Raw genomic sequence first — 25874 nt, forward strand, 5'->3', positions numbered from 1 at the left:
GTCGCCGCAGACCCGCGCCCGCAGCGCGCACCAACATCGGAGGATCACGACACATGAGCCGTCCCATGGACAACGTCCAGACCGCCAAGCCGACCCTGGCCTACGGCGCCATCGCCGCCGGCGTCCTCGGCATCATCGCCGGCATCTTCATCCCGCTCGCGGGATGGATCCTGGGCGCGGTCGGACTCGTGCTGGGCTTCCTGAGCTTCCGCCGGCCGGCCACCGCCAAGCTGGGCCAGATCGCGATGGCGATCGGGTTCGTGGCGATCCTGGTCGGGGTGTACTTCTTCACCAGCGCGATCGCCTGACGACCGCCGGCCCGCACGACGGGCCGATGCGCCACCCGCCGGACCCCGGCGCAGTGACGGCCGGTGACGGGACCTCCCGTCACCGGCCGTCGTCGTTCCCGGGGCGGCGCCGGCTCAGGCCGCGGCGATCCCGGCCAGCACGTCGGCCAGCTCACCCGGACGGGTGATCATCGGGAAGTGCCCGCCCGCGAGCTCGACGAGCTCGGCGCCGATCGTCGCCGCGTCCTTGCGCCCCGCCTCCGGCGACGCGACACGGTCCCCGCTGCACACCACCGACACGGTCCGGACCGCCGGCCACGCCGCCAGCGGCGTCGTCTCCTTGCCCACCGTCCACGCCTGCGGGCGCATGTCGGCGACGGCCGCAGCCACCGCGGCGTCCGAGCTCTCCGCCGCGACGCCCCGGTAGAGCCCCTCCGGTGCGTCCTCGACCGGGAAGTAGGTGGTCCCGTCCTCGCCCCGGCGCACCCCGGCGTCGTAGCCGGGCACCATCAGCTCCTCGGTGCGCATCCGCCCGATGAACGACGTCCCGGGCACCGGCGTCATCGCGGCCAGCAGCACCAGCGCCGCGACCCGCCCCGTGCCCAGCCGCTCGGCCACCACCGGGACGGTCAGCCCGCCCAGGGAGTGCCCGACCAGGACGACCGGACCGGGGTCCGGGTCATCCCGCCCGGCCGCGTCCTGGTCGATCGCGTCCAGCACGGCATCGGCGTAGGCCTGTGCCCCCTGACCCGAGACGTCGGAGGGCAGGTCCGGTGCGATCGCGGCGAACCCGCGGGCCCCGAGCTCGTCGACGACGGCGGACCAGCACGCACCCCGGTGCCACGCGCCGTGCACCAGGACGAACCGCGGCGCGGTCATCCGGCGTCCGGGCGCCCGGTGGCATCGCCGCCCGCGGCGCCGCCCGCACCGCCGCCCGCGGCCCCGCCCGCACTGCCGCCCGCGCCGTCGCCGTGCGCCTCCCCACGCAGGGCCGACTCCACCCGCTCGACCTTCGACGTCAGCTGACCGTCGTGACCGGGGCGGATGTCGGCCTTGAGCACGAGGCTCACCCGCGGCGCGCTCGCCTGCACCGCCTCCACGGCGCGCTTGACGACGTCCATCCCCTCGTCCCAGGTCTGCGACTCGATGGTGGTGAACATCGACGTGGTCTCGTTGGGCAGGCCGGACTCCCGGACGACCCGCACGGCCTCCGCGACGGCCGCGCTGACACTGTCCGAGGAGCCGCCGCCGGACGGGGCGATACTGAACGCGAAGAGCATGGGCCCAGCCTGCCACGCCGCGGGGCCCGATCCGGCCCGACGAACGGTCCTCGATCCACTTCGCCGGACCGGACGGACCGGGCGCTTTGCTAGCGTTCGGGGATATGACGCACCACGGGTCGCTGCCGTTCGACCCGATCCAGCGCGCCGCGGACCTCTGGGACGAACGGATCGGACCGTCGGCGAGCATGGCCGCGGTCACCAGCGTCATGCGCGTGCAGCAGATCCTGCTCTCCGCGGTGGACGGCGCCCTGCGCCCGCACGGCCTGACGTTCGCCCGCTACGAGGCGATGGTGCTGCTCGACTTCGCGCGCCGCGGCAGCCTGCCGATGCGGGTGATGGGTGAACGCCTGCAGCTGCACCCGACCAGCGTCACCAACATCGTCGACCGGCTGCAGGGCGACGGACTGGTCCGCCGGGTGCCGCACCCGACCGACCGGCGGGCCACGCTGGTCGAGCTGACCGACGACGGCAGGACCCGCCTGGCGGAGGCCACGACGGCGGTGACCGGGATCGACTTCGGCCTGGCCGGGCTCTCCGGCGAGCAGCGCGACGAGCTGACCGGACTCCTGCGCGCGGTGCGCCGCGCCGCGGGCGACTTCGACTGACCGTCGCCGTCGGCGCCCTCATCGGCGCCACCGCCCGGGCCGCCGGGTGCGGCCGAGACGCCGGCGTGACCCCTCCGTCTCGTCGCCGTGCGGGGCGCCCGGGCCGGGCCATCCCCGCATCGTCGCGCCCGCCCCCGGACCCCGGCCGCGCGGTCGAGGCCGTCCGCCCAGCATCCCGCGGACCGTGCACCACCCGGCCGTTCCCCCGGCCGCGCCGGCGACCAGCGCGCACACCACGTACGACGTCACGTCCATGCCGTCCTCCCCGAACACCGTTGACGACCTGTTGCGTCAACAGCGTTGACAGTAGGCGGCACCACCGACAGAATTCCGCGTCGTGACGACCACGAGCCACGGAACCGGAGCTGTCGCGGCCCCGCCACCGGGGCGTGTCCCCGACGGACGGGCGCCCGGCGGGCGGGCGCCCGGCGGGCGGGCGACCGGCGGGCGGGCGACCGACGGACGGGCGCTGCTGCGGGCCGCCCGGCGGGACCGCGGCTGGTCACAGGCCGACGCCGCGCGCGAGCTCTCCGCCCTGGCCGAGCGCACGGGGGTCACCGTCGCCGGACCGGCGAGCCTGAAGACGCAGCTGTCCCGCTGGGAGAACGGGCACGCGACCCCCGAGCCCGAGTACCGCGCACTGCTCGGGACCCTCTACGACAGCGCTCCGGCCGGCCTCGGGCTCGCCGCGGAGGGGCAGGTCCCGGCGGGGCAGCCCGGGTCGCTGATCGGAGCGCTCGCCGAGGCCGAGGCACTCGACGACACGGCGCTCGGCCTGCTCCGTGAACAGGTCGCGGCCACCGCCCGGCTCGACCACCGGCTGGGCCCCGCCGGTGCCGCGGACGTGCTCGCCGCCCAGGTCGAGCGGCTGGTCACGCTGGCCGACCACGTCCTGTCCGAGACCCTCCGGCGGGATCTCTGCGCGCTGCTGGCCGAGGCCGCGCTGCTGGCCGGGGACCTGGAACGCGACCGCGCGCGGCCCGTCCCGTCCTGGTCCCGCTACGGGACGGCGAGGGCGGCCGCGCTGGAGGCCGGACGGCCCGACCTCGCCGCGCGGGCGCGGGCGGGGCGAGCCGGCCTCCTGCTCGACATGGGCGAACCGGACCGCGCCCGGACGCTCGTCGGCGACGCCGACGACGCGTGGTCGGCCGTCGTCCGCTCCGCGGCCGACGCGGGCGGCTCGGGCGACGTGGACGGCGCGGGCGACGCCGTCGCCGGCAGCACGGTCGCCGGGGGCGAGCCGGCGGGCGAGGGGACGGACGGCCCGGGGCGCACGAGGATCGACGCGGTCCGCCCCGGCTTCACCGTGGAGGTCGACGCGATCCGGCACCGCAGGAATCTCGCGCGAGCCTCCTCGGGCGACGAGGGCGCATGCACCGCGCTGGAACGTGCCGCGGGAGACGATGCGCGACCGGTCCGCGAGCGGGCGGAGGCGTCCGCCGTACTGGCGCTGGCCCTGCGCCGGGCCGGGCGCGCGGACGACGCCGTCACCCACGCCCGTCGTGCCGACCTGCTGGCTCTGCGGATCGGCGCACCACGGATCGCCGCGCTGGTCGCGGAGATGCTCGGCCCCGGAACTCAGACGTCGACGGCGCCGGCGCGGAGCTCGTCGGCCGCGCGGTAGGGGTCGATTTCCCCGGCCAGCACCCGGTCGGCCAGAGAGGGCAGCGCCGACCCGCCCCGCAGGCCCTCCATCCGGAGACGGACCTGCTCCAGGCTGATCGCCTCGATCTCGCTCTGCGCGCGCCGTCGCCGGCGTTCACGCAGTGCACCGGAGCTCTCGCTCCAGGCCCGGTGCTCGGTGACCGCGTCGGCGAGGGCGTCGATCCCCTCGGTGCGGGACGCGACCATGGACAGCACCCGCGGCGTCCACGGTTCGGTCCCGGTCCCGTGGTCGGCCGCCTCGGCGCCCTCCCGCAGGTGCAGCATGTTCTTGAGCTCGCGCACGGTCTGCCGGGCACCGTCGCGGTCGGCCTTGTTCACGGCGAACACGTCGCCGATCTCCAGGATCCCGGCCTTGGCCGCCTGCACGCCGTCGCCCATCCCGGGTGCGAGCAGCACGACGGTGGTGTCGGCGAGGCGCGCGACGTCGACCTCGGACTGTCCGACCCCGACCGTCTCGACCAGCACGACGTCGCAGCCGGCCGCGTCGAGCACCCGCAGGGCCTGCGGTGTGGCCCAGGCCAGACCGCCCAGGTGCCCGCGGGTGGCCATCGAGCGGATGAACACGCCGTCGTCGGTCGCGTGCTCGCCCATCCGGACCCGGTCACCGAGCAGCGCCCCGCCACTGAACGGCGACGACGGGTCCACCGCCAGCACTCCGACCCGCAGGTCACGGGCCCGGAGCTCGGTGACCAGCGCCGAGGTCGTCGTCGACTTGCCGACGCCCGGCGCCCCGGTCAGCCCGACGATCTGGGCGTTCCCGGCGTGCGGGGCCAGCGCCGCCGCCACCTCGCGCAGCTGCGGGCTGGCGTTCTCCACCAGCGAGATCAGCTTCGCGACCGCGCGCTGCTGCCCCTCACGCGCCCGCGCGACCAGTTCCAGCGGGTCCTGGGCGGCGGGCACGTGAGGGTCTCCTGCGGGTTCGGTGGAACGGGGACGATCAGGACTTCGGCACGCGCACGATCAGCGCGTCGCCCTGACCACCGCCGCCGCACAGCGCGGCCGCACCGACGCCGCCGCCCTGGCGGCGCAGGCTCAGTGCCAGGTGCAGGGCGATCCGGGCGCCGGACATGCCGATCGGGTGGCCCAGCGCGATCGCGCCGCCGTTGATGTTGACCTTCTCCTCGTCGATCCCCAGCTTGCGGGTGGAGACGACGCCGACCGCGGCGAACGCCTCGTTGATCTCGACCAGGTCGAGGTCCGAGGGCGAGATGCCCTCCTTCTCGCACGCCTTGACGATCGCGTTCGCCGGCTGCTCCTGCAGGCTGGCGTCCGGACCGGCGACGACGCCGTGCGCGCCGATCTCGGCGATCCAGCTCAGGCCCAGCTCCTCGGCCTTGGCCTTGCTCATCACGACCACCGCGGCGGCACCGTCGGAGATCTGCGACGCGGAGCCGGCGGTGATCGTGCCGTCCGCGGCGAAGGCCGGCTTGAGCTTGCCGAGGCCCTCGGCGGTGGTGTCGCCGCGGATGCCCTCGTCGGTGGAGAAGGTGATCGGGTCGCCCTTGCGCTGCGGGATCTCGACCGCGGCGATCTCCTCGTCGAACACGCCGTTCTCGGCGGCCTTGGCGGCGCGCTGGTGCGAGCGGGCGGAGAACTCGTCCTGGTCGGCGCGCGTGATGTCGTAGCGCGCGTTGTGCTTCTCGGTCGAGGCACCCATCGCGACCTGGTCGAACGCGCAGAACAGGCCGTCGTACTGCATGTGGTCGACGAGCGTCGCGTCGCCGAACTTGGTGCCCTCGCGGGACTTGCCGAGCATGTGCGGGGCCTGGGTCATCGACTCCTGGCCACCGGCGACGACGATCTCGAACTCACCGGCGCGGATGAGCTGGTCGGCCAGGGCGATGGCGTCGAGGCCGGACAGGCAGACCTTGTTGATGGTCAGGGCCGGGACGTCCATCGGGATGCCGCCGGCGACCGCGGCCTGACGGGCCGGGATCTGGCCGGCGCCGGCCGTGAGGACCTGCCCCATGATCGTGTACTCGACCTGCTCGGGGGCGACCCCGGCGCGCTCGAGCGCGGCCTTGATGGCGACCCCTCCGAGCTGGGCACCCGAGAAGCCCTTCAGCGAGCCGAGCAGCCGGCCCATCGGGGTACGGGCCCCGGCGACGATCACGGTTCCGGACACGGCGTCCTCCAGCAGCATCGATGGCGAAGAATGTGGCGACACGATACCCGTCACCGTCGGTACCGAGACGGGCCGAAGGGATGGGGTGAGCAGCCGCACACTGAGCTACCCACGAGTAGGCAAGCTACATTCTGGCCCCATGGCACCCTCTGACGACGCACTCAAGCCCCTGGTCGTAGCCGTGGACCACGTCGGGATCGCGGTCCCCGACCTGGACGAGGCGATCCGCTTCTACGCCGACACCTTCGGCCTGGTCTCCACGCACGAGGAGGTCAACGAGGAGCAGGGCGTCCGTGAGGCGATGCTGGCCGCCCCGGGCGACGCCACCGGCGCGACGATGGTCCAGCTGCTCGCGCCGCTGAACGAGAGCTCCACGATCGCGAAGTTCATCGACCGCAACGGCCCCGGCATCCAGCAGGTCGCCTACCGGGTGACCGACGTCGCCGCCGCGGGTGACGCGCTGCGCGCGAAGGGCCTGCGGATGCTCTACGACGCCCCGCGGCGCGGCACGTCCGACTCGAAGGTCAACTTCGTGCACCCCAAGGACGCCGGCGGCGTGCTGGTGGAGCTGGTGGAACCGGCCTCCGCCGGGCACTGAGCAGCGGGCCCGCGGGTCCGCTCGTCCGGCACCGCGTCGTCGCAGGTACCTGGCCTCCCGGAGAGGGCCGGGACCCCGTGGCACCCGTCACGATGAAACCCTGCGCCGGCGCGGTTACCCTCATCCCGCCAGTACCATACTGCGCAGTAACTTTGGTATACCAAGCACTTGCTCCGTTCAGACAACGCAGAGCACCGCCGACCACGCCAACGGAGGCCAGCCGTGCATGACATCCGAGACGCCATCCTCGCCCAGGAGTTCGACGCCGTCGGATCCCTCGAGGTCCCCGACCACTACAACGGGGTCACGGTGCGCGCCGAGGACGCCGAGATGTTCGACGGCCTGGCCACGCGGGACAAGGACCCCCGCAAGAGCCTGCGCCTGGAGGAGGTCGCCACCCCCGAGCTCGGCCCGGGCGAGGCGCTGGTCGCGGTGATGGCGAGCGCCATCAACTACAACACCGTCTGGACCTCCATCTTCGAGCCGGTCTCGACGTTCAGCTTCCTGCGCCGCTACGGCAAGCTCTCCCCGCTGGCCAAGCGCCACGACCTGCCCTACCACGTGGTGGGCTCCGACCTGGCCGGCGTCGTCGTGCGCACCGGCCCGGGCGTCAACACCTGGAAGCCCGGCGACCGGGTCGTCGCGCACTGCCTCTCGGTCGAGCTGGAGAGCCCGGACGGGCACGGCGACACGATGATGGACCCGGAGCAGCGCATCTGGGGCTTCGAGACGAACTTCGGCGGGCTCGCCGAGCTCGCGCTGGTCAAGTCCAACCAGCTCATGCCCAAGCCCGAGCACCTGAGCTGGGAGGAGGCCGCCGCCCCCGGGCTGGTGAACTCCACCGCCTACCGGCAGCTCGTGTCCAAGAACGGCGCGGACATGAAGCAGGGCGACACCGTCCTGATCTGGGGCGCGTCCGGCGGTCTGGGCTCCTACGCGACCCAGTTCGCCCTCAACGGCGGCGCGACGCCGATCTGCGTCGTGTCCTCGCCGGAGAAGGCCAAGATCTGCCACGACATGGGGGCCGAGCTGGTCATCGACCGCAACGCCGAGGGCTACAAGTTCTGGTCCGACCCGCAGACCCAGGACCCCAAGGAATGGAAGCGTCTCGGCGCGAAGATCCGCGAGCTGACCGGCGGCGACGACCCGGACATCGTGTTCGAGCACCCGGGCCGCGAGACGTTCGGCGCGAGCGTCTACGTCACCCGCAAGGGCGGCCAGATCGTCACGTGCGCCTCGACGTCGGGCTACATGCACGAGTTCGACAACCGCTACCTGTGGATGAACCTCAAGCGGATCGTCGGCTCGCACTTCGCGAACTACCGCGAGGCCTGGGAGGCCAACCGGCTGATCGCCAAGGGCATGGTCCACCCGACCCTGTCGCGCGTGTACCCGCTGGCCGAGACCGGCCAGGCGGCCAACGACGTGCACCAGAACCTGCACCAGGGCAAGGTCGGCGTGCTGGCCCTGTCCCCGGAGGAGGGCCTGGGCGTCACGAACCCGGAGCTGCGCGAGCAGCACCTGGACGCGATCAACCGTTTCCGCGGGGTCTGACCGCCTGCGCTGACGCGGGGTCCGACCGCCTCCGCACCCGCTCACCCGAGGGCCCCCTCCGTTCACCCGGAGGGGGCCCTCGTGCGTGGACGGGGTGAACCATCTCGCGTCCGGCCGCGTACACACCGCAATGACGCGCGACGGCGGTACGGTGGGGGACATGGCCGGTGACCAGCACGCTCCCGTTCCCCGGACCGGATTCACGATCACCCGGCGGGGCTATGACCAGGCGCAGGTGGACAGTCACCTTCGACGGCTCGACGCCGAGGTGCGCATGCTCGCGGCGGACCGGGACGCCGCCGTGGCCCAGAACGCGAGGCTGGGTCGCGAACTCGACGACGCCCGGACCCGCAGCGAGGCCCTGCACCAGCAGGTGAACCGCCTCGCCGGTCCCCCACAGAGCGTCCAGGGCATGAGCGAACGCCTGCGGTCGATGCTCCGGCTGGCCGAGGACGAGGTCGCCGAGATGCACACCCGCGCCGACGCCGAGATCGCCGAGCAGCGCCGTCAGGGCGAGGACCACGCCCGCCAGATCGTGACCGAGGCCCGTGCCGAGGCCCAGCGCCTCGTCGCCGACGCCGCCGCGGACACCGAGCGTGCCGCCTCGGCCGCCGACGCCGAGCGGGCCGCGATCGCCGAGCTGCGCAGCAGCACCGAGCGCGAGGTCGCCCAGCACCGCGACGCCACCGAGCGCGAGCTCGCCGAGAAGCGCGAGACCATCGAGCGAGAGCTGGCCGAGCAGCGCGAGCGGACCGAGCGGGAGACCACCGAGCTACGGGAGCGGGTCGAACGCGAGACCGGCGAGCGCGAGACCGAGAGCGCACGCAGGATCCGCGAGGCCGAGAGCGCCTCGGAGGCCGAGCGCACCCGGCTGGAGACCGAGTCCGAGTCGACGCGGACCACCGTCGACCGCGACTTCAAGATCGCGATGGACCAGCGCCGTCAGGAGGCGCTCGCCGCGCTGGTGGCCGAGCGTGCCGCGCTGGCCGACGAGAACGCCCGCACCCGCCGCACGACGGCCGAGCAGGCCCAGCGCACCCGGGCCGAGGCCGACGAGCAGGCCCGCCAGATCCGCGCCGAGGCCGAGCGCAACGCCGGCGAGCTGGTCGACGAGGCGCAGCGCAAGGTCGACGAGCTGACCGCCCTGCGCGGGCAGGTGGCCGACCAGCTCCGTCGCAGCCGGGCGACCATCGACGCCGAGCTGGGCGTCCTGGGCGGCCCGCCCGGAGCCCGGCACGCCGACGCCGGCTCCGAGGAGCCCACCGGCGACGCTTCCACCGAGAGCAGCGGTGTCCCGGCCCAGAACGGCGCGCGGCCGGAGCCCCAGCGCACCGCGCGGGTCATCTGACCCGTCCCGCGGGACCGGCCGTCGCCGGAGGAGACAGCGGGGCCGGTGCGGCGTTCAGTGCCGCCGGAACCCCGGACGCCGGCGTTCCCGGGCGTTCCAGCACGGCAGGTGCCAGTGCCGGCGGTCCTCGACCCCGCCGTAGCCCTCGGCCGGCCACGCCACGACGTGCCCCTTGCCCGAGGGCACCATCTGGTCGCACCCGGGACAGCGGTAGTCCTTCACCGAGGAGCCGCCCGGGACGTGCCGGACGTTCCACTCGCCGTCGCGGCCGGACTCGCGTTGCGTGACCATCGAGGCCCCGAGCGGTGGGGCCACGGGTCGGCCCCGCCCGCGCTGAGCGGGGCGGGGCCGTCGTCCGCGCGCCATACCGCCTACCGCTTGGCGTAGTCCCGGAAGCCGTGGCCGGTCTTGCGGCCCAGGCGTCCGGCGGTGACGAGGTGCTCGAGCAGCGGCGCCGGGGCGAACCCGGACTGCCGGAACTCCGAGTACAGCGAGCGCTCGATCGCCAGCGACACGTCCAGCCCGACGACGTCGAGCAGCTCGAACGGCCCCATCGGCAGCGCACAGCCGGTCTTCATGGCCGCGTCGATGTCGTCGGCGGTGGCGTAGTGCGCCTCGAGCATCTTCACCGCGTCGTTGAGGTACGGGAACAGCAGCGCGTTGACGATGAACCCGGCGCGGTCGCCGCAGCTCACCGGGACCTTCTTGAGCTTCTGGCAGACGTCGAGGATCGTCGCCGCGGCGTCGGCCGACGTGCCGATCGTGGACACGACCTCGACAAGCTTCATCGCCGGGGCCGGGTTGAAGAAGTGCATGCCGATCACGTCGCCGGGCCGCGAGGTGGCCGCGGCGCACTCGACGACCGGCAGCGACGACGTCGTGGTGGCCAGGATGGCGCCGGGCTTGCAGATCTCGTCCAGCGCACCGAACATCGCCCGCTTGACGTCGAGCTCCTCGGCGACGGCCTCGACCACGAGGTCGACGTCGGCGAAGTCCTCGAGCGCGGTGGTGCCGGAGACCCGGGCCAGGATCGTGTCCCGGTCGGCCTCCTCCAGACGGCCGCGGGCGACCGACTTGTCCAGTGACTTGCGCACGGTCGCGACCGCACCCTCGACCTTGGACTCGCTGCGGCCGCGGACCAGCACGTCGTAGCCGGCCTTGGCGAACACCTCGACGATGCCGCTGGCCATCGTGCCGGTGCCGACGACGCCGACCCGGCCGATGTCGCGGACGGTCGCGTCCTCGGGGATCGTCGAGGCCGGGGTCAGCTTGTCCGGCACGACGGTCGAGGAGTGCGCGGCCTCGTAGGTGTAGAAGCCGCGGCCGGACTTCCGGCCGAGCAGCCCGGCGGTGATCATCTGCTTGAACACCGGGGCCGGGGCGTGCAGCAGATTGCGCGACTCGGCGTACATCGTCTCGAGGATCTCGTAGGCGGTGTCCAGGCCGATCAGGTCGAGCAGCGCCAGCGGGCCCATCGGGTAGCCGCAGCCGTAGCGCATGCCGGCGTCGAGGTCCTCGCGGCTGGCGTAGGACTCCTCGTACATCCGCGCGGCGTGGTTGAGGTAGCCGAACAGCAGCGCGTTCGCGATGAACCCGGCCCGGTCGCCGATCACGACGGCGACCTTGTCCAGCGACTCGGCGAACGCCTTCACGTCGTCGACGACGTCGGGCTCGGTGACGACGGTGCGCACCAGCTCGACGAGCTTCTGCACCGGCGCCGGGTTGAAGAAGTGCATCCCGACGACCTTGCCCGGACGCCCGGTGCGCACGGCCAGCTCGGTGACCGAGAGCGAGGAGGTGTTGGAGCAGAGGATCGTGTCCTCGCCGACGACCTTGTCCACCTCGGCGAACAGCTTGGCCTTGGCGTCGAGGCTCTCCGGGATCGCCTCGACCACGAGGTCGACCCCGGCCAGGTCGGACAGCGAGGTCGCGATCGTGATGCGCCCGAGCAGCTCGTCGGCCTGCTCCTGGCTCAGCTTCCCGCGCTTGACCGCGCGCGAGGTGGACGCCTCCAGGTGCGTGCGGCCCCGCTCGCCCGCGGCCGCGTCGACCTCCACCGCGACGACCGGCAGGCCGCTACGCGCGAAGACCTCCACGATCCCCGCGCCCATCGTGCCCAGGCCGACTACTCCGACCGTCCGGAACTCGCGTGCCACGCTGCCAACCTCCATGTTCGACGCCCGATCGCGCGTGATCCTGCCATCGACGCGCTACCCATGGGTAACCCGTGCGACCTGCGCCACCCCTTGCGGTCAGGGCCGGACGCGCGTCAGCGGCCGTGGCGGGTGCGGACGAGACCGACCAGCGCCGACATGCCCCTGGCCGTCCGCTGGAAGCTGGTCACCGCGATCGGCAGGGCGAAACGCTGACGGGCGACGGCCTGCGGGCGGGTGAACTCGCGCAGGCCGTCGGCGCCGTGGATGCGGCCGAACCCGGAGTCGCCGACGCCGCCGAAGGGCAGCGCCGGGATCGCGGCGAAGGAGATGACGCCGTTCACCGACACCATCCCGCAGCGCAGGCGCGCGGCGATCGTGTCGCCGTCCTTGTCCGAGAACACGGTGGCGCCGAGGCCGTAGCCGGTGGCGTTGGCGCGGCGAACCGCCTCGTCGACGTCCGGGACGCGGTTGACGACGAGCAGCGGCCCGAACGTCTCCTCGGTGACGGCACTGGAGTCCTCCGGCACGTCGACGATCACGACCGGGTCGACCGAGGTCTCCCCGACCGAGTCCGCCCCGCCGACGACGGCCCGTCCCCCGCGCTCGATCGCGTCGGTGACGTGCCGGCGCACGACGTCGGTCTGCGACGGCATCGTCATCGGGCCGATGTCGCCGTCGGCGGTCACGGTGCTGACGCGCAGCTTGCGGGCCCCCGCGGTGACGGCGGCGAGGAAGGCGTCGGCGACGGAGTCCACGACGTAGACGCGCTCCACCCCGACGCACGTCTGCCCGGCGTTGGACATCCCGCCCCAGACCGCGGCGTCCGCGGCGGCGGTGATGTCGGCGTCCGGGGCGACGATCAGCGGGTCCTTGCCGCCGCACTCGATCAGCACCGGCGTCAGGTTCTGTGACGCCGCGGCCATGACCTTGCGCCCGGTCGCGGTCGACCCGGTGAACGCGATCTTCCCGACGCCCGGGGCGCCACAGAGGTCGGCGCCGGTCTGCCCGAACCCGGTGACGACGGTGAGCAGCGGGTGCGCCGCCGACTCGGGGATCGCCTCGGCGAGCGTGCGGGCCAGCGCGACGCCGACGCCGGGCGTCAGCTCGCTGGGCTTGAACACGACGGTGTTGCCGGCCGCGAGGGCGTAGGCGATCGAGCCCATCGGGGTGAAGACCGGGTAGTTCCACGGACCGATCACGCCGATCACGCCGAACGGCCGGTAGGCCAGCGTCGCGGCCTGGTTGGCCATCAGCAGCCCCGGCGCGACGCTGCGCTTCTTCAGCACGCCCTCGGCATTCTTCAGCGCCCAGTCCAGGTGGTCGATCGCGAGCACCAGCTCCAGGCGCGCGTCGTCGAACGGCTTGCCGGTCTCGGACCGGATCACCTCGGCCAGCCGGTCGAGCTGGGCGACGAGCACCTTGCGCCACGCACCGAGCCGCTTGCGCCGTCCGGCGAAGCCCAGCTCCTCCCACCAGGTCGCGGCCTCGGCGGCCGCGGCGACGGCGGCGCGGACGTGCGCGCCGTCGTGGATCGGGTGCCGTCCCACCTCCGCGCCCGTGCGCGGGTCGAGGGAGGCGAACGTGGGGTTCTCGTCCGTGCTGGCGGCGGGGGCTTCGGTGACGCTCACGCGCGCAACCCTAGGCCGCGACCACCGGTCCGGCGGTGCCGAACGTGGCCCACCCGACCCCCCGTGCACGGAAATCACCGCCGGAGCGACGATGTCCGCTCACGACCGGCTCAGAACAGGCGCAGGTCCGTACTCGTCATGCCGCGCAGGGCGTCGTAGTCGACGGTCACGCAGCGGATCCCGCGGTCGGTGGCCAGCGTCTTCGCCTGCGGCTTGATCTGCTGCGCCGCGTACACCCCGGCGACCGGGGCGAGCAGCGGGTCGCGGTTCATCAGCTCGAGGTAGCGGGTCAGCTGCTCGACGCCGTCGATCTCGCCACGGCGCTTGACCTCGATCGCGACGTGGCGGCCCTCGGCGTCGCGGCAGAGCAGGTCCACCGGCCCGACGGCGGTCATGTACTCGCGGCGGACGAGCGTGTAGCCGTCCCCGAGCGTCGTCGGGTGCGCGGCGAGCAGCTCCTGCAGGTGTGCCTCGACGCCGTCCTTGACCAGGCCCGGGTCCACGCCGAGCTCGTGGCTGGAGTCGTGCAGCACCTCGTCGATGGTGATCACCAGCGACTCGTCGGCCTTGTTCTTCACCGTCCACACACCGGGCTCCTCGGTGAGCCAGCACGGCGGGGTCATCCAGTTCAGCGGCTTGTAGGCGCGGTCGTCGGCGTGGATGCTGACCGACCCGTCCGCCTTGACCAGCAGCAACCGGGGTGCCATCGGCAGATGGGCGGTCAGCCGGCCGACGTAGTCCACCTGGCAGCGGGCGATGACGAGACGCACCCGGGCCACTGTAGGGACGCGCGCCCGGCCGGCCGCGCCCGACCCACCACGCCCGGGTCGTCACGAATCGGCGTTCAGCTCCGCGACGCGACGGGCGGTCGCGGCCAGGCGGTAGCGCACCGCCGCCGGTTCCAGCACCTCCACCTCCGGGCCGAGGGACAGCAGCTGCCCGGCGATGATCTCGTCGCCCTCGGTCTCGAGCGTGACCAGCGACCAGCCGTCGTCCTGTTCCTGCGCGGCGTCGACGGCTCGCTGCGCGGCCTCGGTGTCGGTGACGAGCGGGAGCCGGCGCAGGCCCCGCGGGGACAGCCGCAGGCGCACGCTCGCCCGCAGCAGCGACCCCTCGAACCGTCGCGCCCCCTGCGCCCAGTGCGCGGCCAGGTCGAAGTCCGCGGGACGGGAGAACGTCGCCCCGGACGGCGTCGCGCCCGCGATCCGGTCGAGCCGGTAGGTCCGCACCGGCACCTCTCCCCCGTCGGCGACCGCCGCGACCAGGTACCAGACCCCCGCCTTGAGCACGAGGCCCAGCGGCTCGACCGTCCGTTCCACCTCGGTCGCGTTCTCCCCCACGCCGCGCCGGTAGCGCACGTGGAGCACCTGCTGCGACCAGACCGCCTCGGCCACCGTCGACAGCGCCGTGACCTCGCGCGGGGTGTGGAACCAGCCCGGGGCGTCGAGGTGCACCCGCTCGGCGACCATCGCCGCGTGCGCGCGCAGCGGTTCGGGCAGCGTCGCGAGCAGCTTGGCCTGCGCCCCGGCCAGCGCCGAGCTCAGGCCCAGATCGGCCAGGACCTGCGGCGCGGCGACACCGAGGATCGCGGCCGCCTCCGGCGCGGTCAGGCCGTCGAGGCGGGAACGCCAGCCCTCGACCAGACGGATCCCGCCGGACGGCCCGGGCTCGGTCCACAGCGGGACGCCGGCCTCGGTGAGCGCGGCGACGTCACGGTAGATCGTGCGCTCGGAGACCTCCAGCTCCGCGGCCAGCTCGGACGCCGTGGCCGCGCGGCGCCGCTGCAGCACGAACAGCAGGGTGACCAGGCGGGAGGCGCGCACCCCGGTGATCGTGCCGCACGCCCGCCCGCCACAGTGGGAGCGTGCGCATCGAGACCCTCAGCAGCCGGCAGGTCTACGCGAACTCCTGGATGACCGTCCGCGAGGACGGCATCCGCCGCCCGGACGGCAGCGAGGGGATCTACGGCGTGGTCGACAAGCCGACCTACGCCCTCGTCGTCCCGCGCGACGACGCCGGAGCGCTGCACCTGGTTGAACAGTTCCGCTACCCGGTCGGCGAGCGCCGCTGGGAGTTCCCGGCCGGTACCGCGCCCGAGCGCGCCGACCAGGACCCGGCCGAGCTCGCGGTGCGCGAGCTGGTCGAGGAGACCGGCCTGGTCGCGGGACGGATGGAGCTGCTCGGCATGCTCGACGTCGCGCCCGGCATGTCCAGCCAGCGCGGGCACGTCTACCTGGCCACCGAGCTGACCGCCGGGCCGCCACGGCGCGAGCACACCGAGCAGGACATGCGCGCGGCCTGGTTCAGCCCCGCCGAGTTCGACGCGAAGATCGCCCGCGGTGAGCTCACCGACGCCCAGACCCTCGCCGCCTACACCCTCCTGCGCCTGCACGACGCCCGCTGACCCTCAGAACCCGGTCAGGGGCAGCGCCTCCACCCGGCGGAAGCCGGGGCGCTCCACGAACCGGATCTCCTCGGCCGGGACCGCCAGGCGCAGATCCGGGAAGCGGGTGAACAACGCCCGCAGCGCGACCTCCGCCTCCTGACGGGCCAGTGCCGCACCCAGGCAGTAGTGCGCACCCTGGCCGAACCCGAGGTGGCCCTCGCCGCGCCCGGTATCGCGGTCGACGTCGAGCCGGTCCGGGTCGTCGAACTCGCGCGGGTCGGTGTTGGCGGAGACGACGACGGCCTGCACCGGCGCACCGGCCGGGATCGTCGTCCCGTCCAGCTCCACCTCGGTCGTCGCGTACCGGGTCTGCAGGATCTGCACCGGCCCGCGCAGGCGCATCAGCTCGTGCACGGCCTGCGGCCAGCGCGAGTCGTCCGCGCGGAGGCGGTTGAGCTGGTCCGGGTTGGTCAGCAGGGCCAGGACGGCGTTGCTCACCAGGTGCGCGGTGGTCTCGTGCCCGGCGATCACCAGGGCGATCACCATGGTGACCATCTCCTTGTCGGTGAGCCGGTCGCCGTCGTCCTCCTGTGCCGCCACCAGTGCCGTCAGCAGGTCGTCGGCCGGCTCCGCACGCCGGCGGGCGATCATGTCCTGGACGTGGGCGACCATCTCGGTCAGCGCGACCGGCATCGCCTCGCGGTCCATCGCCGACAGGTCCCGGCCCCAGCGGTGCCACTGCGCGCGCTCCGGCTCGTCGATGCCGACCAGCTCGCAGATCACGGTGATCGGCAGCGGGTAGGCGAACGCCTCCACGAGGTCGACCGGGGTGCCGCCGGCGCCGGCCGCGGCGAGGTCGTCCAGCAGCCCGGCGGTGATCTCCTCGACCCGGGGCCGCAGCGCGGAGACCCGGCGGACGGTGAACGCACGGGAGACGAGCTTGCGCAGCCGGGTGTGGTCCGCGCCGTCGGAGTTGAGGATGTTCTGGGCGAGGTAGTCGGTCATCTCCTCGGGCATCCCCAGCTGCGCCATCAGCGCCGCCCGGATGTCCGGCCCGCCCGCGGTGGCCGGGTTGTTCGCGAACCGCGGGTCGGTGAGCACGGTGCGCACGTCGGCGTAGCGGGTGACCAGCCACATCGGCGGGCCGCCCATCATGCTCGCCGTCAGCACGGGCGCCTGCTCGCGCAGGCGCGCGAACCCGGCGTAGGGGTCGGCCAGCAGATCCGGCGAGAACAGGTCGACGGGTGTGGTGGTCATGGGCCCTTCCTCTCTCATGGGGCACAGCCCTTCCTGACGCCGCCCGGGGTCACCGGGCGCGGCGTTGCCATTCGGTGTCGATGTGCTCGACGAGCGGGCGGTAGAGCGCGGCGACGGCGGGCGCGACGTCCGCGACGGCGTCCGGGTCGGCGGGCCCGGCCAGGACCGAGCGCAGGACGTGCTCGAGCAGCTCGGCCCGGCGGACGGGGTCGGTGGGCGCGAACGGGTCGGCCTCCGGCGGGGTGCCGGCGGCGACGAAGAACCCCGTGGTGACGGCGCCGTACCCGTGCACCTGCTCGTCCAGCGGCAGGTCGGTGGCGACCAGCCGGGCCTCGCGCAGCAGCCGGAAGTGCGCGCGCACGATCTCGTTGCGCCGCGCCGCCAGCTCGCCGAGCGTGCCGGCCGACTCCTGCACGAGCCGTCCGAGCACCTCGGCGTCGCCCATGTAGAGCACCCGGGCGAGCTCGTCGGACTGCAGTGCCTCGTAGACGATCCGGACCATCCGCCACGGCAGCGCGACCGCGGGGTCGGTCTCCATCCGGTCGGCCAGGTCGGTGAACGTCCGGCGCTGCGACCGCAGCAGGACAGTCAGGAACAGCGCGTCCTTCGTCCGGAAGTGCAGGTAGACGGTGCCCTTGCCGATCCCGGCGTGCCGCGCGACGTCCTCGATCGTCACCCGCCGGTACCCCCAGCGCAGCAGCAGGTCCGCGGCGGAGTCGAGCACGCGGTCGGCGCGCTCGCCGGTGTCCGGTCCGGCCGGTTCTGCGCTCATTCGCCCTCCGTTTCTGACCATATGACCAGATTCGAACTCTGGTCATGTGGTCACGGTAGACCCGCCGGGGTCCGGTGTCGAGATACCGTCGACGGCATGGCCGACTACGAACACCTGCTGGTCAAGAACGAGGGCGACACCGTCCGGATCACGATGAACCGGCCGCAGCGCCGCAACTCGCTGACCGAGGAGCACCTGCGCGAGCTGCTGGACGCGTTCGAGACCGCGGGCCGCTCCGACGCGACCGGGATCGTCCTGGCCGGCGAGGGGAAGGCCTTCTCCTCCGGGCACGACTTCGGTGACGTCGCCGGTCGCGACCTCGCCGGGGTGCGCGACCTGCTGCGTCTGTGCACCACGGTCATGCGGACGATCGAGGACGTGCCGCAGGTCGTGATCGCCCGGGTGCACGCGACCGCGTGGGCGGCGGGCTGCCAGCTCGTCGCCTCGTGCGACCTGGCGGTGGCCGCGGAGTCGGCGACGTTCGCCCTGCCCGGCGGCAAGGGCGGCTGGTTCTGCCACACCCCGGCCGTCCCGGTCGCGCGGAACATCGGCCGCAAGCGCCTGATGGAGATGGCCCTGACCGGCGACGCGGTCGACGCCGCGACCGCCGCCGACTGGGGCCTGGTCAACTACGCCGTCGCCGACGACGAGCTGGACGCACGGGTCGACGACCTCCTGGCCCGCGCCACCCGCGGCAGCCGCTTCTCCAAGGCCGTCGGCAAGCAGACCCTCCACGCCCAGCTCGACCGCCCCGAGGCCGACGCCTACGCGATCGCCGTCGAGGTGATGGCGTCGATGTCGCAGAGCCCGGGCGCCCGCGAGGGGATGGCCTCGTTCCTGGACAAGCGCCACCCGGAGTGGACGGACTGACCGCGGGACCGATCACCTAGGCTCCGCCCTGTCATGACCCGGGAACTGACACGTAGACGTCTGCTGCGGCTCGCCGGCGCGGGAGCCGCGGCCACGCTCGGCGGCACGGTGCTCGCCGGGTGCGGAGGCTCCGGCGGCGATCCGCTGCAGCGGCTGCGCTCCGGCGGCGACATCACGATCGGGCTGGACGGCGAGCGCCCCTTCGGCTTCACCGACTCCTCCGGCCGGGCGACCGGTGAGAGCCCCGAGGTGGCCCGGGCCGTCGTCACCGGTCTCGGCGGCGGTGGCCTGGTGGCCGTCCAGCTCCCGTTCGACCGGCTGATCAGCGGTCTGCGCGACGGACAGTTCGACATGATCACGGTCGGCCTGTCGATCACCCCGCGGCGCTGCCAGCAGGTCGGCTTCTCCCGCCCCGACTTCGTCGCCGCCACCGGCCTGCTCGTGCCCTCGGGCAACCCGCGGGGCCTGCTCACGCTCAAGGGCGTCCGCAACACCTCGACCCGGCTCGGCGTGCTCGAGGCGAGCGCCGAGCAGGAGTACGCGCTGGCCGCCGGCATCCCGCCGACGCTGATCACGACGTTCGACTCGCAGAGCGCCCTGTTCCGCGGCGTCGCCGACCGCACGGTCGAGGTCGGCGCGCTGACCCGCATCTCGCTGCTCGACGAGGTGCGCCGCAACGCCGCCACGAACGTCGAGGTCACGCGGGGCTTCTACCCGGTCGTCGACGGTAGGCGGGCCCTGGGCGCGGGCGCGTTCGCGTTCCGGCCCGAGGACACCGAGTTCCGCGCCGCGTTCGACCAGGGGCTGACGGCGCTGCAGTCCTCCGGGCGCTGGCTGGAGCTGACCGCGCCGTTCGGCTTCACCGCCGACAACCTGCCCCCGCCCGGCCTGACCACCGAGTCGCTGTGTGCCCGTTCGCCCTCCTCCTGACAGGATCGCGGTCATGGCACTGCGCATCGCCGGGCTGACCGTCCCCGGACCGACCGAGGTTCTCTCCGGGGCGGCGACGGTCCTCGACTGGACCGGCGACGCGGCCGAGGTGGTGGCGTCGCTGCCGTCCCGGGCCGCCGACCTGCTCGACGACGTCGCCGGGCTCGTCGGCCGGATCCACACGATCGCCGACCGGGTCGACGGTCTGCTCGACCGCGTCGACGACGTCGCCGCCCGCGCGAGCACCCTGATCGAGCGCGTGGACACCGTCGCCGACACCGCCACCGGGCTCGTCACCCGGGTCTCGACCGTCGCCGACGACGCCACCGGTCTGATCACGCGGGTCTCCACCGTCGCGGACTCGGCCACCGGGCTCGTCGAGCGTGTCTCGGTCGTCGCGGACTCCGCGACCGGGCTGGTGCAACGCGTGTCCGTCGTCGCGGAGAACGCGACCGGGCTCGTCGACCGCGTCTCCACCGTCGCCGAGAACGCCACCGGGCTCGTCGACCGCGTCTCGACGGTGGCCGAGGACGCGACGGGGCTGGTCGAGCGGGTCTCCGTCGTGGCCGACAGCGCGACCGGACTCGTCGACCGCGTGTCGACCGTCGCCGACAGCGCCACCGGACTCGTGGAGCGCGTCTCCACCGTCGCCGACGAGGCGACCGGTCTGGTCGAGCGCGTCTCCGTGGTCTCGGACTCCGCGACCGGTCTGGTGGAGCGCGTGTCGGTCGTCGCGGAGAACGCGACCGGGCTCGTCACGCGCGTCGACGCCGTCGCCGACGACGCCTCGGGGCTCGTCCGGCGGGTGTCGGTCGTCGCCGAGGACGCCACCGGGCTGGTGGCCCGGGTCGGTGGGGTCGCCGAGAACGCGACCGGCGTCGTGGAGGCCGCGAACGCGGTCGCCTCCCGGGCCGGCGAGGTCGTCGAGGCGGCGTCGGGCGCCAGCACGACCGCGACCGAGCTGCTCGACCTCTACGTCCCGATGGCCCGGCGGGCCGCACCGCTGGCGAGCCGTTTCGTCGAGGAGTTCTCCGAGGCGGAGCTGCAGGCCGCGATCAAGCTCGTCGACACCCTGCCGACGGTGACCGAGAGCGTCGAGTCCGACATCCTGCCGATCCTGGCCACGCTGGACCGGGTCGGGCCGGACGTGCACGAGCTCCTCGACGTCCTCAAGGAGGTCCGTCAGGCGATCAACGGCGTCCCCGGGTTCTCGTTCCTGCGCAAGCGGGGCAGCGAGAAGGAGGACGCCTGAGAGAACGGTCGCCGGCCCGGGCGGCATGACCCCTCGATCCGCACGCCGCCGGGGCCGGACGGGGACGAGTGTGGGCCCGGTGCGCCGGGAGCCCTCCCGGACCGTCGTGGGCGATCGCGTGCCCATGATGCCGAGTGGGCCCTCGGCGACCTAGTCTCTGCGCCGAGGAGGATCTACATGGACGGGCGCACGCAGGCCCCGCCTGCCGTCGAGAACACGATCTTCGTACAGGCGCTGACCGGGGGCATCACGGTCGGCCCGAAACAGGGCCGCGAGCTGTTGTTCGGCCGGAACCGGCCGGAGGTGCACGTCTGCGTCGGCGAGGACGACCCCCAGGTGAGCCGTCACCACGGGACCCTGTTCTTCGACGACGGGAGCTGGTGCGTGCGTACCACCGGCCGCACCCCGATCCGATTCCCGGACCGCAGGATGCTGTTCGAGTCCGAGCCGCCGATCCCACTGGCGCCGGGGTACACGCTGCTGTTCGTCACCGGGTCCAGCGGACGTGAGCACGCGCTGGAGATCCGGGTCAGCGGCCCCGACCGGAGCGCGCCGGTCCGTCCCGACGACCACACCCGGGCCCCGCGCACCTGGCCGATGGACGCGACCGAGCACCTCGTCCTGGTCGCGCTCGCCCGTCGCTACCTGCAGCACGAGCCGCAGCCGGCGCCGCAGTCCTGGCGCCAGGTCGAGGCCGAGGTGGCGCGCGTGCAGCCCGACGCCGGCTGGACGCACCGCCGCGTCGAGCACCTGGTGACGGCGATCCGGGCCCGGCTGTCCAAGGCCGGCGTGCCCGGGCTGACCCGCGAGGAGTGGGGCGACCCGGTCGGCAACGCACTGAACGAGAGCCTGATCTCCGAGCTGCTGCGCTCGACCACGATCATCCCGACCGACCTGGCCCTGCTCGACGCGGACCCGGCCGGATGACCGGGCCACACGGGAACGGGCCACCACCCGGGAACGGGCCGCCCGGCACCGGCCCCGCGGACGACCGTGTGGTCGCCGACCGCTACCGCGTGCACGAGCGCGTCGGCTCCGGCGGGATGGGCGTGGTCTACCGGGCCACCGACACCCGGCTCAAGCGCGAGGTCGCCCTCAAGCAGGTCCTGCTGAGCGGGTTCGACGACGCCGAGGCCGGGCAGGCCCGGCGGCGCACCCTGCGCGAGGCCGAGATCGCCGCCCGGGTGCACCACCCGCGGATCGTCTCGATCTTCGACGTCATCGACGACGCCGACGGGCCGCTGCTGGTGCTGGAGTACCTGCCCTCGCGCAGTCTCGGCGCCGTCGTCGCCGAGCTGGGGGTGCTCACCCCCGGCGTGGCCGCGCGGATCGGTGCCCAGGTCGCCGAGGCCCTGGCCGCCGCCCACGCCGCCGCCATCGTGCACCGGGACGTGAAGCCCGGCAACGTGCTGGTCTCCCCCGGCGACCCGGTCGGGTCGGCCAAGCTGGCGGACTTCGGCATCTCGCACATCCCGGGCTCCCAGACGCTCATCCCGACCGGGATCGGCACCCCCGCCTACTTCGCCCCGGAGGTCGCGCGCGGCGGCGACCCCACCCCCGCCGCGGACGTCTACGCACTCGGCGCGACGCTGGCCGCGGTGACCCAGGGAGCCCCGCCGTTCGGGTGGAGCGGCGAGAACCCGCTCGAGCTGATCCGCCGGATCTCCGCCGAGGAGGTCCCCGAGCCGACGATCGGCGGGCCGCTGGGCGAGCTGGTGTCCTGCATGACCGACACGGACCCCGCCCGACGCCCGAGCGCCGCGGACGCCGTCCAGCAGCTCTGGGCACTGGCCGACCGGCCCGAGCCGGTGCACCCGGCCGTCACCCCCGCGGGGACGGCCGGGGGGACGGCCCCGGCGCCCGGTGCCCCGCGCCCGGACGGGACGGACCCGCGCGGGGACGGTTCCGGGCCGACTCCCCCGCACTCGGAGCCCACGTACCTGCCCTCCGACGGGTCCCGCCCCTGGTACCGGCGGCCGACGGTCCTGGCCGCGGTCGCCGTGGTCCTCGCCCTCGCCGTCGTGGCCGGCACGGTCCTGATCCGGGGCTCGGGGCAGCAGCCGGAGACGCCCGCCGCCTCCGGGCCGCCGTCGCTGCCGGCCTCGGTCGGCACCGTCCTCATCGGCGACGAGCGCACCGCCGACCCCTGCCTGATCGACCCGGCGGCCCTGTCGTCGTTCGGGAAGCCGACCCTGATCCCGGACTACGGCAACCTCGCCGGCTGCTCGGTCGACCTGACCCAGCGCGGCTCGGACTCCTACGACGTCCCGGTGCGGTGGCGCCCGAGTGCCTCGGACCCGCCGGAGGGCGAGCAGCAGCGGATCGGCGACCTCCTGGTGGTGCGCCGCCCGCCGACCGACGACGTGAGCTGCGAGCGCTACGTCCTGCTCACCGACGGCACGCAGGCCGACATCAGCGTGGCCTTCACCGGCGACCAGGCGCCGATCGCCGCGCCCTGCACGGTCGCCGACGCGGCCGTCGCCTCCGCGGTGACGACGCTGGCGCAGCGCGGCGTGCCCCGCCGGCCGGCCCCGCAGGATCCGCTGGGATCGGCGGACGCGTGCACGCTGATCCGGCCCGAGGACCTGTCGTTCCTGCCGCCGGACCGGCGCACCGACACCTACCGCGGCTTCGCGGGCTGGTCGTGCGACTGGAGCGACGGCCGCGACCCCGAGCTGGGGATCACGCTGACCTTCGACCGCTACGCCCCGCCGTCGGAGACCGGACGCCCGGTCCCGGGCGCACCCGCCTTCGTCCGCGAGCAGGACGACGACTCCTGCAACGGCGAGATCCCCCGCCGACAGTTCCTGGGCGTCGACGGCAAGCCGCGTGCCGAGGAGCTGCGGGTGAAGGTCGAGGGAACGGGCACGACCGAGCAGAAGTGCGCCATCGCCGCCCGTCTCGTCACCGCGGCGAACGGCCGGCTCTGACCCCGCCCGTCGGGAACCCGGGCGGGGCGGGCACGCTCAGCTCAGCCCGTTGGCTCCGCGGATCAGCGTCACCAGCTCGTCCATCATGTCGGTGAGCTGGTAGTTCTTCGGCGTGAACACCGCGGCCACGCCGCCCTCGCGGAGCTTGCGCTCGTCCTCCGGCGGGATGATGCCCCCGACCACGACCGGCACGTCGTCGGAGCCCGCGTCGTGCAGCCCGCGGACCACGGCCGGCACCACCTCGAGGTGCGACCCGGAGAGCACCGACAGCCCGACCGCGTGCACGCCCTCCTGCACCGCGGCCGAGACGATCTGCGCCGGCGTCAGGCGGATGCCCTGGTAGATCACCTCGAACCCGACGTCGCGGGCCCGCACCGCGACCTGCTCGGCGCCGTTGGAGTGCCCGTCCAGGCCGGGCTTGCCGACCAGCAGCCGCAGCCTCGAGCCGAGCTCCTCGCCGGTGGCGCGAACCCGCTCACGCACGTCCGCGATCTCCACCGAGGCCTCCCCGGACGACACGGCCGCCGACACCCCGGTCGGGGCACGGAACTCGCCGAACACCTCGCGCAGCGCGCCGGACCACTCCCCGGTCGTGACACCGGCCTTGGCGCAGTCGATCGAGACCTGCATCAGGTTCGTCTCGGTCTTCGCCGCGTCGCGCAGCGCCCGCAGGGCCTCCTCGACGGCGGTCGCGTCCCGGGCCGCGCGCCACTGTCCGATCGCCTCGATCGCACCCTTCTCGGTCGCTGGGTCGACGGTGAAGATCGCCTCGGCGCCCTCGGCCTGCAGCGGGCTGGGCTCGGTGGTGTCGAACTTGTTCACCCCGACCACGACGCGCTCGCCGGACTCCAGCTGACGACGCCCCTCGGCCAGCGAGCTGACCAGCTCGCCCTTCATGTAGCCGCTCTCGACGGCGGCGACCGCGCCGCCCATCTCCTGCACCCGGTCGATCTCGGCCCGTGCGCCCTCGACGAGCTCGGAGACCTTGGCCTCGATCACGTGGCTGCCGTCGAAGATGTCCTCGTACTCGAGCAGGTCGGTCTCGTAGGCCAGCACCTGCTGCATCCGCAGCGCCCACTGCTGGTCCCACGGCCGCGGCAGGCCCATCGCCTCGTTCCACGCCGGCAGCTGCACGGCGCGGGCACGGGCGTCCTTGGACAGGGTGACCGCGAGCATCTCCAGCACGATCCGCTGGACGTTGTTCTCCGGCTGCGCCTCGGTCAACCCGAGCGAGTTGACCTGCACGCCGTAGCGCAGGCGTCGCTGCTTGGGGTTCTCGACGCCGTAGCGCTCGCGGGTGATGTCGTCCCAGAGACGGGCGAAGGCCCGCATCTTGCACATCTCCTCGACGAAGCGCAGACCGGCGTTGACGAAGAACGAGATCCGCCCGACGACGTCACCGAACTTCTCCGGCGGCACCTGCCCGGAGTCGCGCACCGAGTCCAGCACCGCGATCGCCGTGCACAGGGCGTAGGACAGCTCCTGCGTCGGCGTCGCCCCGGCCTCCTGCAGGTGGTAGCTGCAGATGTTGATCGGGTTCCACTTGGGGATCTCGGTCACCGACCAGGCCACCATGTCGGTGATCAGGCGCAGGCTCGGAGCCGGCGGGAACACGTAGGTGCCCCGCGACAGGTACTCCTTGACGATGTCGTTCTGCGTGGTGCCGGCGAGCTTGGAACGGACCTCGCTGTAGTCGAGGCCCTGCTCCTCGGCCTGCTCCTCGGCGACCGCGACGTAGAGCGCGAGCAGCCACATGGCGGGGGCGTTGATGGTCATCGAGGTGTTGGCCTCGGCCATCGGGATGCCCTCGAACAGGGTGCGCATGTCTCCGATGTGGCTGACCGGCACGCCGACCTTGCCGACCTCGCCCTTGGCCAGCTCGTCGTCGGGGTCGTAGCCGGTCTGGGTGGGCAGGTCGAAGGCCACCGAGAGACCGGTCTGGCCCTTGGACAGGTTCCGCCGGTAGAGCTCGTTGGTCTTCTCGGCCGACGAGTGCCCCGCATAGGTGCGGATCACCCACGGGCGGTCGCGCTCACGATCGGTCGGGTACGGCACCGGACACCTCCGCGTCGTTGACGGAGAGGACCCTACCGGCGGGTAGCCCGAAGCCCGGTACCGGACGACCCTCGTCACACCAGATTGGTCGGAAAACTACGCGAATCGTTCGGGAAACCGCGCACTGGATCGGTCCACCTCCCCTGCTTCCGGGGAGGTACGCGAGCCGGGGC

General features: G+C 73.6%; 23 protein-coding genes and 1 pseudogene. 12 read left to right on the plus strand and 12 right to left on the minus strand.

What is annotated here, in order from left to right; all coding sequences use genetic code 11:
• Positions 1 to 53 precede the first annotated feature (53 nt).
• A complete protein-coding gene (locus EV383_RS24405; RefSeq protein ID WP_130292094.1) occupies positions 54 to 308 on the plus strand; it encodes a hypothetical protein in 255 nt (84 codons plus the stop codon).
• Between the two features lie 114 nt (positions 309 to 422).
• Here EV383_RS24405 and EV383_RS24410 read toward each other — a convergent pair whose 3' ends face one another.
• Positions 423 to 1166, minus strand: coding sequence for an alpha/beta fold hydrolase (locus EV383_RS24410; RefSeq protein ID WP_130292095.1), 744 nt, complete (start codon positions 1164 to 1166; stop codon positions 423 to 425).
• A 101-nt stretch (positions 1167 to 1267) separates the two neighbouring features.
• Positions 1268 to 1567 (minus strand): annotated as a pseudogene (locus EV383_RS24415) (thiamine-binding protein); the annotation flags it as partial.
• 104 nt (positions 1568 to 1671) lie between these two features.
• On the opposite strand from EV383_RS24415, the gene EV383_RS24420 reads away from it, so the two are divergent.
• Together EV383_RS24420 and EV383_RS31425 are read left to right on the plus strand one after the other, a co-directional pair.
• Positions 1672 to 2175, plus strand: a complete 504-nt coding sequence (locus tag EV383_RS24420) for a MarR family winged helix-turn-helix transcriptional regulator (RefSeq protein WP_130292097.1) — start codon at positions 1672 to 1674, stop codon at positions 2173 to 2175.
• A gap of 337 nt (positions 2176 to 2512) precedes the next feature.
• Positions 2513 to 3799, plus strand: a complete 1287-nt coding sequence (locus tag EV383_RS31425) for a helix-turn-helix domain-containing protein (protein ID WP_165438491.1) — start codon at positions 2513 to 2515, stop codon at positions 3797 to 3799.
• Here EV383_RS31425 and meaB read toward each other — a convergent pair.
• Entirely contained in the window at positions 3754 to 4740 is a 987-nt protein-coding gene (gene meaB / locus EV383_RS24435; protein WP_207223647.1) for a methylmalonyl Co-A mutase-associated GTPase MeaB, read from the minus strand. The two genes, EV383_RS31425 and meaB, sit on opposite strands and share 46 nt — an antisense overlap.
• A 37-nt stretch (positions 4741 to 4777) precedes the next feature.
• A complete protein-coding gene (locus EV383_RS24440; protein ID WP_207223648.1) occupies positions 4778 to 5965 on the minus strand; it encodes an acetyl-CoA C-acetyltransferase in 1188 nt (395 codons plus the stop codon).
• Positions 5966 to 6104: 139 nt separating this feature from the next.
• Between EV383_RS24440 and mce the strand changes: the two genes are divergently transcribed.
• From mce to EV383_RS24455, 3 genes are all read left to right on the plus strand, one after another.
• A complete protein-coding gene (mce, locus tag EV383_RS24445; protein WP_130292100.1) occupies positions 6105 to 6563 on the plus strand; it encodes a methylmalonyl-CoA epimerase in 459 nt (152 codons plus the stop codon).
• A gap of 222 nt (positions 6564 to 6785) precedes the next feature.
• Positions 6786 to 8117 (plus strand): crotonyl-CoA carboxylase/reductase, encoded by a 1332-nt coding sequence (gene ccrA, locus EV383_RS24450; RefSeq protein WP_130292101.1) that lies wholly within the window; start codon positions 6786 to 6788, stop codon positions 8115 to 8117.
• 160 nt (positions 8118 to 8277) lie between these two features.
• Positions 8278 to 9465, plus strand: coding sequence for a hypothetical protein (locus tag EV383_RS24455; protein WP_130292102.1), 1188 nt, complete (start codon positions 8278 to 8280; stop codon positions 9463 to 9465).
• Between the two features lie 54 nt (positions 9466 to 9519).
• Here the strand turns inward: EV383_RS24455 and EV383_RS24460 are convergent, their stop codons facing one another.
• The 5 genes from EV383_RS24460 to EV383_RS24480 all read right to left on the minus strand — a co-directional run bounded on the left by EV383_RS24460 (position 9520) and on the right by EV383_RS24480 (position 15072).
• Positions 9520 to 9780, minus strand: a complete 261-nt coding sequence (locus EV383_RS24460) for a hypothetical protein (protein WP_423213661.1) — start codon at positions 9778 to 9780, stop codon at positions 9520 to 9522.
• A 56-nt stretch (positions 9781 to 9836) separates the two neighbouring features.
• Complete coding sequence (locus EV383_RS24465) at positions 9837 to 11621, minus strand: 3-hydroxyacyl-CoA dehydrogenase family protein (protein WP_130292103.1); 1785 nt, start codon at positions 11619 to 11621, stop codon at positions 9837 to 9839.
• 113 nt (positions 11622 to 11734) lie between these two features.
• Positions 11735 to 13249 carry an aldehyde dehydrogenase family protein gene (locus EV383_RS24470; protein ID WP_130292104.1) on the minus strand — a complete coding sequence of 505 codons (1515 nt, stop codon included), beginning with the start codon at positions 13247 to 13249 and terminating at the stop codon, positions 11735 to 11737.
• A gap of 110 nt (positions 13250 to 13359) precedes the next feature.
• Positions 13360 to 14019, minus strand: coding sequence for an endonuclease NucS (gene nucS / locus EV383_RS24475; RefSeq protein WP_130292105.1), 660 nt, complete (start codon positions 14017 to 14019; stop codon positions 13360 to 13362).
• 60 nt (positions 14020 to 14079) lie between these two features.
• Positions 14080 to 15072 carry a helix-turn-helix transcriptional regulator gene (locus EV383_RS24480; protein WP_130292106.1) on the minus strand — a complete coding sequence of 331 codons (993 nt, stop codon included), beginning with the start codon at positions 15070 to 15072 and terminating at the stop codon, positions 14080 to 14082.
• A 47-nt stretch (positions 15073 to 15119) separates the two neighbouring features.
• On the opposite strand from EV383_RS24480, the gene EV383_RS24485 reads away from it, so the two are divergent.
• Positions 15120 to 15653, plus strand: coding sequence for an NUDIX domain-containing protein (locus EV383_RS24485; protein ID WP_207223867.1), 534 nt, complete (start codon positions 15120 to 15122; stop codon positions 15651 to 15653).
• Between the two features lie 3 nt (positions 15654 to 15656).
• Here EV383_RS24485 and EV383_RS24490 read toward each other — a convergent pair whose 3' ends face one another.
• Both EV383_RS24490 and EV383_RS31820 read right to left on the minus strand, forming a co-directional pair.
• Complete coding sequence (locus EV383_RS24490; RefSeq protein ID WP_130292107.1) at positions 15657 to 16892, minus strand: cytochrome P450 family protein; 1236 nt, start codon at positions 16890 to 16892, stop codon at positions 15657 to 15659.
• Between the two features lie 49 nt (positions 16893 to 16941).
• The gene (locus tag EV383_RS31820; protein WP_207223649.1) at positions 16942 to 17664 is read right to left on the minus strand and encodes a TetR/AcrR family transcriptional regulator; all 723 of its coding nucleotides are present in this window, start codon (positions 17662 to 17664) and stop codon (positions 16942 to 16944) included.
• A 96-nt stretch (positions 17665 to 17760) separates the two neighbouring features.
• Here EV383_RS31820 and EV383_RS24500 point away from each other — a divergent pair, with 96 nt between their 5' ends.
• From EV383_RS24500 to EV383_RS24520, 5 genes are all read left to right on the plus strand, one after another.
• Positions 17761 to 18534, plus strand: coding sequence for an enoyl-CoA hydratase-related protein (locus tag EV383_RS24500; protein ID WP_130292108.1), 774 nt, complete (start codon positions 17761 to 17763; stop codon positions 18532 to 18534).
• A gap of 33 nt (positions 18535 to 18567) precedes the next feature.
• Positions 18568 to 19464, plus strand: coding sequence for a transporter substrate-binding domain-containing protein (locus EV383_RS24505; protein ID WP_130292109.1), 897 nt, complete (start codon positions 18568 to 18570; stop codon positions 19462 to 19464).
• A 13-nt stretch (positions 19465 to 19477) separates the two neighbouring features.
• Positions 19478 to 20716, plus strand: coding sequence for a hypothetical protein (locus EV383_RS24510; RefSeq protein WP_130292110.1), 1239 nt, complete (start codon positions 19478 to 19480; stop codon positions 20714 to 20716).
• Positions 20717 to 20893: 177 nt separating this feature from the next.
• Positions 20894 to 21643 (plus strand): FHA domain-containing protein, encoded by a 750-nt coding sequence (locus EV383_RS24515; RefSeq protein ID WP_130292111.1) that lies wholly within the window; start codon positions 20894 to 20896, stop codon positions 21641 to 21643.
• A complete protein-coding gene (locus EV383_RS24520) occupies positions 21640 to 23646 on the plus strand; it encodes a serine/threonine-protein kinase (RefSeq protein WP_130292112.1) in 2007 nt (668 codons plus the stop codon). Before EV383_RS24515 ends, EV383_RS24520 begins: the two co-directional genes overlap by 4 nt.
• A 36-nt stretch (positions 23647 to 23682) precedes the next feature.
• On the opposite strand, the gene EV383_RS24525 is transcribed toward EV383_RS24520, so the two are convergent.
• A complete protein-coding gene (locus EV383_RS24525; protein WP_130292113.1) occupies positions 23683 to 25701 on the minus strand; it encodes a protein meaA in 2019 nt (672 codons plus the stop codon).
• Between the last annotated feature and the right edge of the window lie 173 nt (positions 25702 to 25874).

Source organism: Pseudonocardia sediminis, from assembly GCF_004217185.1.
GTDB lineage: Bacteria > Actinomycetota > Actinomycetes > Mycobacteriales > Pseudonocardiaceae > Pseudonocardia > Pseudonocardia sediminis.

Bases quoted from the DNA above. Each gene is read 5' to 3' on its own strand.
- EV383_RS24405 (WP_130292094.1), top strand. From the start codon at position 54: ATGAGCCGTCCCATGGACAACGTCCAGACCGCCAAGCCGACCCTGGCC.
- EV383_RS24410 (WP_130292095.1), bottom strand. From the start codon at position 1,166: ATGACCGCGCCGCGGTTCGTCCTGGTGCACGGCGCGTGGCACCGGGGT.
- EV383_RS24420 (WP_130292097.1), top strand. From the start codon at position 1,672: ATGACGCACCACGGGTCGCTGCCGTTCGACCCGATCCAGCGCGCCGCG.
- mce (WP_130292100.1), top strand. From the start codon at position 6,105: ATGGCACCCTCTGACGACGCACTCAAGCCCCTGGTCGTAGCCGTGGAC.
- EV383_RS24455 (WP_130292102.1), top strand. From the start codon at position 8,278: ATGGCCGGTGACCAGCACGCTCCCGTTCCCCGGACCGGATTCACGATC.
- EV383_RS24490 (WP_130292107.1), bottom strand. From the start codon at position 16,892: ATGACCACCACACCCGTCGACCTGTTCTCGCCGGATCTGCTGGCCGAC.
- EV383_RS31820 (WP_207223649.1), bottom strand. From the start codon at position 17,664: ATGAGCGCAGAACCGGCCGGACCGGACACCGGCGAGCGCGCCGACCGC.
- EV383_RS24500 (WP_130292108.1), top strand. From the start codon at position 17,761: ATGGCCGACTACGAACACCTGCTGGTCAAGAACGAGGGCGACACCGTC.
- EV383_RS24505 (WP_130292109.1), top strand. From the start codon at position 18,568: ATGACCCGGGAACTGACACGTAGACGTCTGCTGCGGCTCGCCGGCGCG.
- EV383_RS24510 (WP_130292110.1), top strand. From the start codon at position 19,478: ATGGCACTGCGCATCGCCGGGCTGACCGTCCCCGGACCGACCGAGGTT.
- EV383_RS24515 (WP_130292111.1), top strand. From the start codon at position 20,894: ATGGACGGGCGCACGCAGGCCCCGCCTGCCGTCGAGAACACGATCTTC.
- EV383_RS24520 (WP_130292112.1), top strand. From the start codon at position 21,640: ATGACCGGGCCACACGGGAACGGGCCACCACCCGGGAACGGGCCGCCC.